The sequence below is a fragment of the Brevibacillus ruminantium genome (assembly GCF_023746555.1).
GTDB classification, from domain to species: domain Bacteria; phylum Bacillota; class Bacilli; order Brevibacillales; family Brevibacillaceae; genus Brevibacillus; species Brevibacillus ruminantium.
This window is the reverse complement of sequence record NZ_CP098755.1, coordinates 4946094-4959737: the sequence shown is the minus strand read 5'-3', so window position 1 is coordinate 4959737 and position 13644 is coordinate 4946094. Positions and strand designations below refer to the sequence as shown.

Annotated in this window: 13 protein-coding genes; 5 read left to right on the top strand and 8 right to left on the bottom strand. The window is 54.0% G+C overall.

The window, feature by feature from the left end; genetic code table 11:
* The first annotated feature begins 21 nt into the window (after positions 1-21).
* The 4 genes from NDK47_RS24435 to eno all read left to right on the top strand — a co-directional run bounded on the left by NDK47_RS24435 (position 22) and on the right by eno (position 4928).
* Positions 22-1206, top strand: coding sequence for a phosphoglycerate kinase (locus NDK47_RS24435; RefSeq protein WP_251872326.1), 1185 nt, complete (start codon positions 22-24; stop codon positions 1204-1206).
* Between the two features lie 14 nt (positions 1207-1220).
* A complete protein-coding gene (gene tpiA / locus NDK47_RS24430; RefSeq protein WP_251876353.1) occupies positions 1221-1973 on the top strand; it encodes a triose-phosphate isomerase in 753 nt (250 codons plus the stop codon).
* A 12-nt stretch (positions 1974-1985) separates the two neighbouring features.
* The gene (gene gpmI, locus NDK47_RS24425; RefSeq protein WP_251872325.1) at positions 1986-3533 is read left to right on the top strand and encodes a 2,3-bisphosphoglycerate-independent phosphoglycerate mutase; all 1548 of its coding nucleotides are present in this window, start codon (positions 1986-1988) and stop codon (positions 3531-3533) included.
* A 108-nt stretch (positions 3534-3641) separates the two neighbouring features.
* Positions 3642-4928 carry a phosphopyruvate hydratase gene (gene eno / locus NDK47_RS24420; protein ID WP_251872324.1) on the top strand — a complete coding sequence of 429 codons (1287 nt, stop codon included), beginning with the start codon at positions 3642-3644 and terminating at the stop codon, positions 4926-4928.
* 242 nt (positions 4929-5170) lie between these two features.
* On the opposite strand, the gene NDK47_RS24415 is transcribed toward eno, so the two are convergent.
* The 4 genes from NDK47_RS24415 to NDK47_RS24400 all read right to left on the bottom strand — a co-directional run bounded on the left by NDK47_RS24415 (position 5171) and on the right by NDK47_RS24400 (position 8357).
* A complete protein-coding gene (locus NDK47_RS24415) occupies positions 5171-5362 on the bottom strand; it encodes a DUF4083 family protein (RefSeq protein ID WP_251872323.1) in 192 nt (63 codons plus the stop codon).
* Between the two features lie 87 nt (positions 5363-5449).
* Positions 5450-6292 carry an ABC transporter ATP-binding protein gene (locus NDK47_RS24410; protein ID WP_305883394.1) on the bottom strand — a complete coding sequence of 281 codons (843 nt, stop codon included), beginning with the start codon at positions 6290-6292 and terminating at the stop codon, positions 5450-5452.
* Between the two features lie 20 nt (positions 6293-6312).
* Positions 6313-7350 carry a FecCD family ABC transporter permease gene (locus NDK47_RS24405; RefSeq protein ID WP_251872321.1) on the bottom strand — a complete coding sequence of 346 codons (1038 nt, stop codon included), beginning with the start codon at positions 7348-7350 and terminating at the stop codon, positions 6313-6315.
* The gene (locus NDK47_RS24400) at positions 7347-8357 is read right to left on the bottom strand and encodes a FecCD family ABC transporter permease (protein WP_251872320.1); all 1011 of its coding nucleotides are present in this window, start codon (positions 8355-8357) and stop codon (positions 7347-7349) included. The genes NDK47_RS24405 and NDK47_RS24400 overlap by 4 nt, the downstream gene beginning before the upstream one ends.
* Before the next feature lie 196 nt (positions 8358-8553).
* On the opposite strand from NDK47_RS24400, the gene NDK47_RS24395 reads away from it, so the two are divergent.
* Positions 8554-9549, top strand: coding sequence for an ABC transporter substrate-binding protein (locus NDK47_RS24395; protein ID WP_251872319.1), 996 nt, complete (start codon positions 8554-8556; stop codon positions 9547-9549).
* 457 nt (positions 9550-10006) lie between these two features.
* Here the strand turns inward: NDK47_RS24395 and NDK47_RS24390 are convergent, their stop codons facing one another.
* The 4 genes from NDK47_RS24390 to NDK47_RS24375 form a co-directional block, all read right to left on the bottom strand.
* Positions 10007-11329, bottom strand: coding sequence for a YjgB family protein (locus tag NDK47_RS24390; RefSeq protein WP_251872318.1), 1323 nt, complete (start codon positions 11327-11329; stop codon positions 10007-10009).
* The gene (locus NDK47_RS24385) at positions 11310-11843 is read right to left on the bottom strand and encodes an RNA polymerase sigma factor (protein ID WP_251872317.1); all 534 of its coding nucleotides are present in this window, start codon (positions 11841-11843) and stop codon (positions 11310-11312) included. The genes NDK47_RS24390 and NDK47_RS24385 overlap by 20 nt, the downstream gene beginning before the upstream one ends.
* Before the next feature lie 269 nt (positions 11844-12112).
* Positions 12113-12859 carry an ABC transporter permease gene (locus NDK47_RS24380; protein WP_251872316.1) on the bottom strand — a complete coding sequence of 249 codons (747 nt, stop codon included), beginning with the start codon at positions 12857-12859 and terminating at the stop codon, positions 12113-12115.
* A complete protein-coding gene (locus tag NDK47_RS24375; RefSeq protein ID WP_251872315.1) occupies positions 12847-13608 on the bottom strand; it encodes an ABC transporter ATP-binding protein in 762 nt (253 codons plus the stop codon). The genes NDK47_RS24380 and NDK47_RS24375 overlap by 13 nt, the downstream gene beginning before the upstream one ends.
* Positions 13609-13644: the final 36 nt, after the last annotated feature.

Below are 13644 nucleotides of genomic sequence, written 5' to 3'. Positions count from 1 at the left end.
TTCAAGTGGGGAGGATCGTTCATGAACAAGAAGTCTATCCGCGATGTCGATCTGGCAGGGAAACGCGTGTTTTGCCGGGTCGATTTCAATGTGCCGATGCAGGACGGCGTCATTACGGACGATACACGGATTCGTGCGGCTGTGCCGACCATTCAGTTTTTGCAGGGAGCCGGAGCCAAAGTGATTTTGGCCAGCCATTTTGGCCGTCCCAAAGGACAGGTAGTCGAGGAAATGAGACTGACGCCGGTGGCCAAGCATCTGTCCGGCCTGCTCGGCAAGGACGTAAAAAAGCTGGATGACTCGGTTGGCCCTGAGGTGGAAGCGGCGGTAGCTAGCATGCAGAATGGAGAAGTGATTCTGCTGGAAAACGTACGTTTCCATGCCGGTGAGGAAAAGAACGATCCCGCATTGGCGCAGAGCTTTGCAAAGCTGGCCGATCTGTTCGTCAACGACGCGTTTGGCGCGGCTCATCGCGCGCATGCGTCCACGGCAGGGATTGCCCAGTACATACCGGCCGTTGCAGGGCTTTTGATGGAAAAGGAAATCCGGTTCCTCGGCGGCGCGCTGTCCCGTCCGGAACGCCCGTTTACCGCGATTGTCGGAGGGGCTAAGGTAAAGGACAAGATCGCTGTCATCGAAAATCTGCTGACGAAGGTAAACCATCTGATCATCGGCGGCGGCATGGCCAATACCTTCCTCAAGGCGCAAGGCTGCGAGATCGGTGCATCCCTCTGCGAGGATGACAAGCTCGATCTGGCGAGAACCTTGATGGCGCAGGCCAAAGAGCGCGGCGTGCAGCTGCTGATGCCGGTGGATGTGATCGTGGCAGATCGTTTTGCTGCGGATGCCGACAAACAGACCGTTGCTGTCGATGCCATTCCGGACGGCTGGATGGCGCTGGACATTGGTCCGAAAACAGTCGAGCTGTATCATCAGGTGATTGTCGATTCCAAGACAGTGGTCTGGAACGGGCCGATGGGCGTATTTGAAATGGACGCTTTCGCCGGCGGGACCATCGGTGTGGCCAAAGCGATGGAAGCGTGCCAGGGCACCACAATCATCGGCGGCGGCGACTCGGTGGCAGCCGTGGAAAAAGCAGGCGTAGCCGAGAAAATGACCCATATTTCTACCGGCGGCGGCGCTTCCCTGGAGTTCATGGAGGGCAAAGAGCTCCCGGGTGTGGCCGTACTGCAGGATAACGAATAAGGAGGGCGATTCCTCTGAGAACCCCGATCGTAGCAGGTAACTGGAAGATGTTTAAAACCATCGCGGACGCAAAGCAATTCGCCGATGCAGTGAAAGAGCAGAAAAAAGTGGCAGGTGTGGAACAGGTGATCTGTGCGCCGTTTACAGCGTTGTCCGCACTGGCGGAAGCACTGCAGGGCACGGAGATTGCCCTCGGCGCGCAAAACATGCATTTTGAAGAGCAGGGTGCTTTTACCGGAGAGATCAGCCCGCTGATGCTGAAGGAAATCGGTGTGCGCTATGTGATCATCGGCCACTCGGAGCGCCGTCAGTATTTCAATGAAACCGATGAGAGCGTGAACAAAAAGACAAAGGCGGCCTTGCAGCACGGGCTGAAGCCGATTGTCTGTGTGGGCGAAAGCCTGGAAGAGCGGGAAGCAGGCAAGACTGCAGAGGTAGTCGGCACGCAGACGAAAGCGGCTTTGAGCGGAGTTTCGGTTGAGCAGCTCGCTGATGTCGTGATCGCCTATGAACCGATCTGGGCGATCGGGACGGGCAAATCCTCTACTTCCGCTGATGCGAATGAAACGATTGCCATTATCCGCAGCGTGATTGCCGAGGATTTTGGACAAGAGGCGGCAGCTGCTGTGCGAATTCAGTACGGGGGAAGCGTCAAGCCGGAGAACATCGCCAGCTACATGGCGGAGTCGGAGATTGACGGTGCGCTCGTGGGCGGGGCCAGCTTGACCGCAGACAGCTTTATCCAATTGGTTCAAGGTGCCAGGTAAGGAGGAATCACCATGACACAACGTCCAAAACCGGTTGCGCTGATCATTCTGGACGGCTTCGCCCTGCGCAGTGAGCATTACGGAAATGCTGTCGCACAGGCAAACAAGCCGAATTTTGACCGCTATTGGAATCAGTATCCGCACGCGACGCTGCAGGCGAGCGGACTGGCTGTCGGACTGCCAGAGGGGCAGATGGGCAACTCCGAGGTGGGCCATTTGAACATCGGGGCAGGGCGCGTGGTTTATCAGGACCTGACCCGCATCACCAAATCGATCCGGGAAGGCGATTTCTTCGAGAACGAAACCCTGGTCGGGGCTTTTCAGCACGCCAAACAGAACGACAAGCAGGTGCATCTGTTCGGACTTTTATCCGATGGCGGGGTGCACAGCCACATCCAGCATTTGTACGCGATTCTCGAAATGGCCAAGAGGCAGGGAGTCAGCCGTGTCTTTATTCACGGCTTTCTGGACGGGCGTGACGTCGCTCCGGACAGTGCGGTCGGCTACATCGAGGAGCTGCAGGCCAAGCTGGAGGAAATCGGCGTAGGACGGATTGCCACCGTACAGGGCCGCTATTATGCCATGGATCGGGACAAGCGTTGGGAGCGGATCGAGAAGGCCTACCGGGTCATGGTGTACGCGGATGGCCCTGCCTATACGGACCCCCTGCAGGCTGTGAAGGAATCCTATGAAAAATCCATCATGGACGAATTCGTGATGCCGACGGTCATCGTTGACGAGCAAGGAAAACCGGTGTCGACGATCCAGAGCGGGGATTCGGTCATCTTCCTGAATTTCCGGCCGGATCGGGCGATTCAAATCTCCCAGGCCTTTACCAACGAGGATTTTCGCGGCTTTGACCGGGGCGAGGATTATCCCCGCGATCTGCACTTTGTCTGCCTGACTCACTTTTCCGAAACCGTAAAGGGCTATGTGGCCTACAAGCCGACCAATCTGGACAACACGCTGGGCGAGGTGCTTTCCCAGAAGGGGCTGAGGCAGCTGCGAATCGCCGAGACGGAGAAATATCCGCATGTCACGTTCTTTTTCAGCGGCGGCCGGGAGCAAGAGTTTCCCGGAGAGACGCGCATCCTGATCCCGTCGCCGAAGGTAGCTACCTACGACCTCAAGCCGGAGATGAGCGCTCCTGAGGTGGCCGAGGCCGTGGTCAGAGAGGTAGAAGCAGAAAACTTCGAAGCGATCATCCTCAACTTTGCCAACTGCGACATGGTGGGTCACTCCGGGAAAATGGCGCCGACAATCCAGGCGGTGGAGACCGTCGATGCCTGCCTGGGCAAAGTAGTGGACGCGATCACAGCCAAGGGCGGAGTAGCAATCATTACAGCCGACCATGGAAACGCCGATCTGATGCTGGATGAGGCGGGACGTCCGATTACCTCCCACAGCACGTATCCGGTGCCCGTCATCATCACCCGGGAAGGTCTTCAACTGCGTGAGGATGGCGTACTGGCTGACTTGTCGCCAACACTGCTGCAATTGCTGGGAGTCGAACAGCCGGCGGAGATGACAGGAGAGTCGCTCGTCAAAGCATCCTCATAAGAGATATGTACCAAAACAATAGCTTGACTATGGCGAGATTATAGGTATGAATGAATGTGTACGCTGATTCGTCATACAGAAGAACGAACATAAGGAGATGGATGGCAAATGACAATGATCACCGATGTTTACGCACGTGAAATCATGGACTCCCGCGGAAACCCGACGGTAGAAGTAGAGGTATATCTGGAAGACGGCTCGATGGGTCGCGCAGCAGTGCCTTCCGGTGCTTCTACGGGCGCATATGAAGCAGTGGAGCTGCGTGATGGCGACAAATCCCGCTACCTGGGCAAAGGGGTTTTGAAAGCTGTTGAGAATGTAAATGATATCATTGCTCCTGAGCTGATCGGCATGGATGCCCTCGACCAAGTGGGCATTGACATGGCGATGATCCAGCTGGACGGTACGCCTAACAAAGCCAAGCTGGGCGCAAACGCGATTCTCGGCGTATCCATGGCTGTTGCTCATGCCGCTGCCGAATCTCTGGGCGTTTCTCTGTACAATTACCTCGGCGGATTCAACGCAAAGACACTGCCTGTACCGATGATGAACATCCTCAACGGCGGAAAGCACGCAGACAACACCGTCGATATTCAAGAATTCATGGTGATGCCGGTTGGTGCCGCATCCTTCAAGGAAGCGCTGCGCACTGGAGCAGAAATTTTCCACTCTCTGAAAAAAGTGCTGAATGAAAAAGGACTGAGCACCGCTGTAGGTGACGAAGGCGGATTTGCGCCAAACCTGAAATCCAATGAAGAAGCGATCACAACGATCCTGGAAGCGATCAAAAACGCTGGCTACGAGCCGGGCAAAGACGTTTTCCTGGCTCTTGACGTGGCTGCGACAGAAATGTTCAAGGATGGCAGCTACCATTTTGAAGGCGAAGGCGTTGTAAAGAGCACCGATGAAATGATCGCGTTCTATGAGGATCTGGTAAGCAAGTATCCAATTATTTCCATCGAGGATGGCCTCTCCGAGGACGACTGGGATGGCTGGAAAAAGCTCACTGAGCGTCTGGGAAGCAAAGTGCAGCTTGTCGGAGACGACTTGTTCGTAACCAACACGGAGCGTTTGGCACAAGGTATCGAGACCTCGACCGGAAACTCCATTCTGGTGAAGGTGAACCAAATCGGTACGCTGACCGAGACTTTTGACGCGATCGAAATGGCCAAACGTGCAGGCTACACGGCTGTCATCTCCCACCGTTCCGGTGAAACAGAGGATGCGACCATCGCGGACATCGCTGTAGCGACCAACGCCGGTCAAATCAAGACAGGCGCTCCATCCCGTACGGACCGTGTAGCGAAGTACAACCAACTGCTGCGCATCGAGGACGAGCTGGGTAATACCGGACGTTTTGGCGGTCGTGCGGCTTTCTATAACCTGAAAAAATAATAAGTGTGGCTCTCAGAAGTCATCTCTTCGGAAAAGTCCGCGTCCTTTTGTGTGAAGCAACGGGAGCGGGCTTTTTTTATACATTCAGATAGTGTAATTTCGCTAACGCGATAGTAGTCGAAAGGTTAAGTGCAACTAAGGCCTCGCCAAAAAGCTTGGCGCGAAGCCAAGTTTTCTCGTGTCAGAACAGCAGAAGGTGCAGCCCTTCCTCAAGGGACATGCACCTTTTTTCTTTTTTCGTTTCATTTTGTGTTTTTATGTTCCTGCTGTTCGATCAGCCGATCCAGCTTTTCCTCGATTTGCTTCAGTCCGTCACGCCGCTCGCGGGAGTTGCGCAGCAAGGAACGGATAAAGTAGACAAAGGACACGACAAAGAGAATAATCAGTGCAACGACCACCAGCAGAATGAGGCCGGGGACTCCAATACCGGACATGTAGAGCAGCTCCTTTCACGACTAATAAAGAAGTCTTCTCCATTTATTAAGAAATTCCTTTGATAAAAACGATTTTGATCTTTTCCCCTATACCAAAGCGGCTGTTTTCTGCGCTTCCGCGGATTCGTTTCGGTGCTTGGTCACCAGCCGGCTTTTGCTGAAAGGAATGCACATCGGCGTGCCGTAAATCGGGTCGCGGGTAATCCGGCACTCCATCTGAAAGACGTGACGGACCAGTTCCTCGGTCATGACCGCTTCCGGCTCCCCCTCGGCAAAAACGCTCTGGTCGTGGACAGCTACGATGTGGTCGGCATATCGGCAGGCCAGGTTCAGATCATGGAGCACCATGACAATCGTCCGTTGCTCTGTCTGGTTCAGGTCGTAGAGCAGGTCGAGAATCTCGATCTGATGCGACATGTCCAGATAGGTCGTCGGTTCGTCCAGCAGGATCGTATCCGTCCCTTGCGCCAGTGTCATGGCAATCCAGGCGCGCTGCCGCTGTCCACCCGAGAGAGAATCCACTTCCCGGTCCGCCAGTGAAGAGAGCTGGGTAGCTTCCAGCGCTTTGGCGACCATCCTTTCATCCTCCTCCGACCATTGCTGCAGCCAGCTTTGATGAGGGTAACGGCCCTGTTTGACAAGCTGAAGCACTGTCAGTCCTTCCGGAGCGACCGGGCCTTGGGGGAGAATCGCCAGACGCTTCGCCACTTCCTTGGTAGGACGCTTGGCGATCGCTTCACCGTCGAGAAGAATGGCCCCTCCTTTTGGCTTTAGCAGCCGAGCGAGGGAGCGAAGCAGTGTCGACTTTCCGCAGCCATTGCTACCGATAAAGACGGTAATCTTGCCGTGCGGGATGGCCAGGTCCAATGACTCGATAATATTTCGCTCTCCGTAGGACAGGGTTAGCTGACGAGTCTCCAGAGCATGCACAATCATCACAAGCCTTTCTTTTATCGATTTCGGTTCCGGTACAGAAGGAAAATGAAAAACGGCGCACCGACAGCTGAGGTAAAGACACCAACAGGTATGTCAATCGGTGAAAACGCCACGCGGGCGATCAAATCGGCGATCAGCACAATCAAGGCCCCGATCAAAGCTGACAAGGGCAGGGCATTACCGAATGACGGTCCGACCAACTGTTTGGCAATGTGCGGAGCCAGGAGTGCGACGAAGCTGATCTCCCCGCCGACTGAGACGGCTGTTCCGGTCAATGCAGCACAGATCAGGAGCAGAAAGAAACGGTCACGCTGGACGGCACTGCCCAAGCTCATGGAAATGTCATCGCCCAGTTGTTGGATGTTGACGCGTCTGGCCATCAATGCTCCCAGCAGGATCAGTCCGACTGTCCAGGGCAGGATCATTCTCGCATCTGCACACGAGACACCGTATATACTCCCGGTCAGCCAGAGAATGGCCTTGTTTTGCAACAAAAACGGACTAAAGGTGATCAGCATGGTGACGACAGCACCGGCGGCAATTTTGATCCCAACGCCGATCAGCACGAGCCGAAGCGGTGTCACGCCCTTTTTCCAGGCAAGACCATACAATAAAAACATGATCAGCGTAGCGCCGAGAAAAGCGACAGGCGGCAGCCATTTGATACTCACCGTTTCAAAAAAGAGCAGAAATGTGACGGCAGCCACAGACGCACCGCCAGAAACGCCAAGGATATCGGGAGAAGCCAGCGGATTTCGCACAACACCTTGCATGATCGCCCCGGCAGCGGCCAGGGAAGCGCCGACCAGGATACCGACGACGATGCGCGGCATGCGAAACTGCTGGACAAGCAAATTTTGCTGCTCGTCGCCCATGCCGATCAGTACCCGAAGAACATCGAGCGGGGAAAGCTTGATCTCTCCCATGCCAAGACTGATGACAGCCATGACAAAGGTCAACAGGGCGGCGACAGCCGTAACCAGAAGAGTTTTTTTGTGCAAATGAAAAGACGATAGCCCCTTGCCGGGGCGCAGAGTCAAGTAGCCTTTCATCCTTTGTCCAGCCCCTTTCGTGCGACGTAGATAAAGAAGGGAATACCGATCAGGGCTGTCATGACGCCGATGGGTACTTCGGCGGGCTTGGCAACAAAGCGGGCGGCGATGTCCGCTGCCAGCAAGAGTACGGCTCCCAGAAGGCCACTGTAAAGCATTACCCAGCGCGTCTCGATCCCGACGAGAAAACGGGCGAGATGAGGCGTGACCAGTCCAACAAAGCCGATCGGTCCGGCAACTGCCACAGAGCTGCCGGACAGCAGGACGATCGCTGCACCCGCAGCCAGTTTTACCAGAAGCGTGCGCTGCCCCAATCCTTTGGCTACGTCATCACCCATGAGCAAGGTTTGGATCGGGCGTGCCAGCAAAAAGGCGAGCACCCAGGCACTGAGCATATAAGGAAACACTGATTCTAAAAATTCCAACTTTCGTCCGCCAACTGACCCGGAAAGCCAAAATAGAACCTCGTCGACCGATTTTTCGTTCAAGACCATCATGCCGTGACGGGCAGAAGCGGCTAATGCCGTGATCGCAGCGCCTGCCAAAGTCAGCTTGACCGGTGTCATTCCGTCTCTGCCAAGAGAACCCAGCAGGTAGACGATCACACCGCTCACAGCAGCTCCGAGAAAGGCGATCCAGGTAAACTGGGTCAAAGAGCTGATGCCAAAAAAGGTGATAGCGACGACGACGAAAAGGGCGGCGCCCGCATTGAGTCCAAACAGCTCCACATCGGCAATCGGGTTGCGCGTCAAGGCTTGCAGCAGCGTTCCGGCAATGCCCAGACAGATGCCGACGGACAGCGCGTTCAACACGCGGGGGACCCGCACTTCTTTGATGACAATATGTTCATTGGAGCCGTCAAACTGGGTGAAGGCATCTATCGCCGTATGCCAGCTTGTTTCCACAATGCCGAAGACGAGACTGGCATAGCTGAGATAGGCCAGCAGTAAAAGAAAAAGGCCGACTCCCATGATTTTCAGATACGTATTGGATAGCAAAGCTCTCATAGCGGGGATTCATCCTTAGAATGGGTAATAGAGAAATGATGTCTATTCATTACTAAGTGTAGGGGCAGTCATTTTCCTTGTCAATGATCTTGATATTCATTATCATTTTCCTGTTGACTTGTTCATGGCACAGGATGTAGGATAATCAATGAAAGTGATACACATTCTCAATTGTGATTTGAAGGGAGTCATCTTCATGTTTCAACCTACATACAAGCATACTCGCGGAAAGATGTTCTTTTCCGTTATGATGGCCCTCATGCTGATCGTGACAGGTTGCGGAGGGAAGCAAGCAGAACAGCAACCGGCCGGACAGCCAGTAGGCAATGCCAGCGAAGGCAGCGCTGAAAGCTATGTGGTTAAACACGCGATGGGGGAGACGACGATCACGGGTACCCCGCAACGCGTCGTGATGCTGACCGCGCAAGGTGTGGAGACACTGGTCAAGCTGGGCGTGAAACCAGTTGGGGCAGTCGGCTCCTTTACTGACCCAACCCAATTCTATGAGCCGGTTAAACCCTATCTGGAAGGCACCAAGCTGGTCGGCTCGGAATCTCAGCCAAACCTGGAAGCGATTATGGCGCTGAAGCCTGACCTGATCCTGGGGATGAAGTTTCGCCATGAGAAAATCTATGAGCAGCTGAAGGCGATTGCTCCTACCGTATTCGTGGAAGAGCCTCGCGGCGACTGGAAAGCAAACTTTATGCTGTACGCGGAAGCGCTGAACAAAAAGGCAGAGGGCGAGCAGGTCATTGCCGATTGGGACAAACGCGTGGCAGAATTTAAAGAAAAAGCTGGCGACAAGCTGAAAACAGAAGTATCGATCGTGCGCTTCATGCCGGGTCGCGTACGTATCTACTATAAAGACACCTTCCTGGGCACGATTTTAAAAGATCTGGGCGTAGCCCGTCCGGCCGCGCAGGATAAAGAGGAATTCGCAGATGAAGTAACCAAAGAGCGGATTCCGGAAATGGACGGCGACATCATGTTCTACTTCTCCTATGAGACAGGAAATGGCGAGGCCAGCAAGCTGGAGGAAGAATGGACGAATGATTCACTGTGGAAAAACCTGAACGTCGTGAAGAACAACAAGGCATTCAAGGTTGACGACGTAGTGTGGAATACCTCCGGTGGCGTGATTTGTGCCAATATGGTGCTGGATGAGCTGGAGAAGTACATTATTGGGCAGTAAGCTGGCTTGATGGATGGTGAAAAGCTGTTGGGGTGAGAATCCTGACAGCTTTTTTCTGTGAGGATCGTCCCAAATGAAGGTTATGGTATGATAAAAAGAAAGCTGTTTCGCAGAGATGTGTAAAGGAGGGGGATGGAAGCTGTCGCGTTCGCACTCCCTGTTTATCATTAGCATCGCTTGCATGATGATCTTATTTTCGTTGTTCGGGTTGTTGGATGCTTATTGGCCGCATGTGGGACCGATCGGGAATGGTCCCAACTATAAAAAGATATGGTTTCAGTTTTCTTTGCAAATGCTCAGTGCCATCTGCTTTCTCGTATTGGGGATTCACGGTTACGTCAAGCAAAGGAATGAGAAAAAACCGCCTCCCGGTGAATAGCAGGGGGCGGCTCTTTTCGTTTTCAATACACTGTCAGGGCGGCTGTCTATCCAATTTCACCGTAAGAGGCGGGAGTAATCATTGGGCCATCAGGTTTTTCATTCCTCTTGGAAATTGAAGATTGACGTGATCCACCAGCAAAGTTTTCTCGTTTTGGGGCGTGACAATGCCGGAAAAGACAAATTTCAGCTCATATTCATCGGTTACGTTGTAGGTGTAGATGGTTTCCCCGGCTACGTTGGCGATCGCAGTCGGCTTGCCCAGTGCCGTTTTTACATCGGCTGGTGTCAGTGCTTGCAGGCGCGTGTCATAGCTGCGGATGTCTACGATTTGCATTCCTTTGTTAAACGCGAACACAATTCCCGGGATTCGGTAGCTGGCGTAGCTGATTCCGTTTACCATGTTCAGCCGGTCTGGTTTCCCCCATTCTTTTTCTACAGTATCAAAAACGCTATTCTCCACCGGATACTCCACCCCGAGCAATTTCCCTTCCTTGGCCATATCACGAACGGCTGTCAGCATTTCCGTGGCATTTCCGTAAAGCATGAGATTGACTGTTCCGCGCGGATAGAAGACATATGTGCGAACAGCGCGAAGCTCGCTTTTGCCATCTTCGATTCCCTGGTAGACGATCTTCAATTGATACTTATCCGTGATGTTGTAAATATGAATGGTCTGCCCGGCAAAAGAGTTGACACGAGCCGGTTCGCCGAGAATCCTTTTGACCTGTTCCAGAGACAAGCTGTGCAGCTGTGGGTCATTGGTTCGAATATCGACGATTTGCATACCTTTGTTGTAGCCGAGAACCACTCCTTTTTTCCCGTAGGTGGCATACATTATCCCGTTTGCACTATCCGTCCGGTCTGGTTTGCCCCAGGCTTGCTCGAGCTCGTCAAACATGGACGTCTCCAGCGAAATATTTTGATTGAAAACTTGGCCCTGCATCGCTTTTTCCTTGATCGTACGGATCAGGGTTTCTTCTTTGTTGTCGGAAACAGCTCCCGCACCCGCGCCAACGCCTACACCTGCACCACCTGTACCTGCACCACCTGTACCTGTACCAATCCCCGATCCTTGGGGCGACCCTTCTGGGCCCGTGCTGCCCGGCGGCTGTTGATCCGTTGCCGGAGTAGTGGGGGCGGGCCCTGCAGACTGATTCCAGTTGATCAATTGGCTGCCCAGCCAGACAGTCGCCACAAGCAGCGTGCAGGCCGCAGCCGTTCTTGCAATGGGAGCCAGCCGATGAGCCTTCTTGCGTCGATGGTCAAAAGTTCGGGTTCCTGCTCCTGTATGTGTGTTGCGAATGGTCATGATGATCTTCTCCTTTTGCTTTGGTTGCAGCTTGATATCCGGCAGATTGCGCAGTTCTTCCAACAGCTTTTTATCGTAGTTTGACGGCATCGCCAATCCCCTCCTGTCCCTGCTGTCCCCAGCGATCCTTCAGCGCTTTGATCGCCCGATGGTAGGTGACGTGGACTTTGTTTTCACTCCATTGCAAAATCTCGGCTGTCTCCTTAGGGGAGAGCTCTTTGATTCCGCGCAGGATCAGTACCTCCCGATGAGCCGGCTTCAGATGTTGCAGGGTCTGATACAGCTCGCGCTTCTCTTCGTGGAGATTCAGCCATTCCTCGGGGGTTCGCCGGTGATCGCGGACGTCGCTTAAAAAACTGTCCGGCAGCCATTTGCGAAGGCGTTGTTTTCGTTGATAATCGACCGCGGAGTTGCGGGCAATCGACAAAAGCCAGGTTTTGGGCAGCGATCTTCCTTCGAAGTGGTCGAGTGCCTGCAAGGCCTTGATGAAAACATCCTGCAGCAGATCCTCCACATCAGCAGTACCCATGTAATACACGAGGAATTTATAGATCTCGTCACCGTAACGCAGGAACCATTGCTCAATCAGCTCATTCTTGTTCACGCGTTCCCCACCTTTACGGTTTCTTCTATGTAATTGGACGGTCGAACTCTTTTATTCTTACAGTTTTCCTCAAAAAAGAGCTGCCAAGTGATGGAAGGGGAAATTTTTTGTGAGGAAATGGCCGGGAAAGCGTTTGGAAAATGAATGGGAAAAGGTAGGCACAGAGGAAAGCTGCGCCAAGCAGGGGCAGGCCGGGTAGGGCCGGAAAGCACAGTAAGGAACAGGCGAGGAAGAGACCTGGAATCGACGGGGGAGTCGAAATCCGAGTCTCAGGGGCGCAGAGTGGACTCGCGAGTAAACCAGGACGAGTAGGCAAGTATGCTGATCAGGACGGCAGAGATGGCTGCCGAGGAGGAAAAGGCAAACATGATCAGGATTTGGTACCGCACAGCCTCAAGCGGACTTGCTCCGGCGATAATCATTCCCGTCATCGTTCCGGGAAGCTGGACCAGTCCAATCGTTTTCATCGTATCAAACGTAGGAATCATGCTCGCTTTGACGGCACGTTTCAAAACGTCGTGAATTGCTTGACGCTTGTTTGCACCGAGGCAGAGCAACACTTCGATTTCCCCCCGCGCCGTCTGGGCTTCCCGGTTCATGTGACTGAGAAACAGACCGGCGACAATCATCGCATTGCCGATAATCATCCCGCTGATGGGAATCAGGTACTGCGGCGTCGGCTGGATCAAGCGAAGCAACACAAGCAACGACATCGTCAGGGCAGCCGTGACGGTCAGGGAGGCGGCTACGCGCCACCAGATTCCGGGCAAGCCCTCTCCGCGCCGGGAAGCGTTCCAGGAAGCAACGGCGATCATCATAGCAAGCACCAGGGCATGGTAAACCGGATGGTCCGTATGAAAAACGAATTGGAGCACATAACCAATCGCCAAAAGCTGAACGGCCGAGCGCACCGTCCCGATGGCGATCTCCTTTTCCAGGCCAAGCTTTTGCCACATGGACAGAAAGAGTGCAATGACGACAAATGTAAAGGAAAGCCACAAACTCATGGATGACATGGAGCGTCCTCCTTTTGATCGCGATGAAGGATGAGGAATTCCCTGGCCTCAGGGGTCTGGGGGGCATGGAAAAAGAGAGCGGCCGGTGAATCCTCCAAGAGCCGTCCTCCCGCCAAAAACCAGACGCGCTGGCCGACCGAACGGGCTTGCTCCCAGTCATGTGTTATCCAGAGAAGAGTTGTGCCGAAGCGGCGATGCAGATCCAGCAACAACTCCTCCGTGGCCCGCTTGCTGATCGCGTCCAGCGAAGCGGTTACCTCATCCAGCAGCAGCACGGATGGACGAAGCAGCAGCGTGCGCACCAGTGCCACCCTTTGCTTTTCACCGCCGGAGAGCTGCGCCGCCGGTTTGCTCCAATCCAGATCGCCAAGCCCGACAGCCTCCATCCATTGGTGGGCCGTATCCGATTCAAATGGACGTTTGTGCAAACGGCTCACCGTCTGGAGGTTCTCTTCCACCGTACCTGGCAGCATCACCGGGTGCTGCGCGACATAACTAACCGACATTCTCCATTTCTCTGCACTCCACTCCGCCGGTGTTTTTCCCAGATGCCGGATGGTCCCGTGATCAGGGGTATCCAGGAAGCCGAGCAGGCGCAGGAGAGTGCTTTTTCCCTGACCGGATTTGCCCATGATCAGCGTAATCTCCGGAGAAAGAATTTCGGCTGATATGCCGGAAAACAGCCATGTATCTGGCTGTGAGGGAAACTGCTTACCCAGTTGTTCCAGGGTGAGAATGCTGCTGCTCACAAAATCGTCCCTCCCGTTTGGAGAATGAAAAAACAC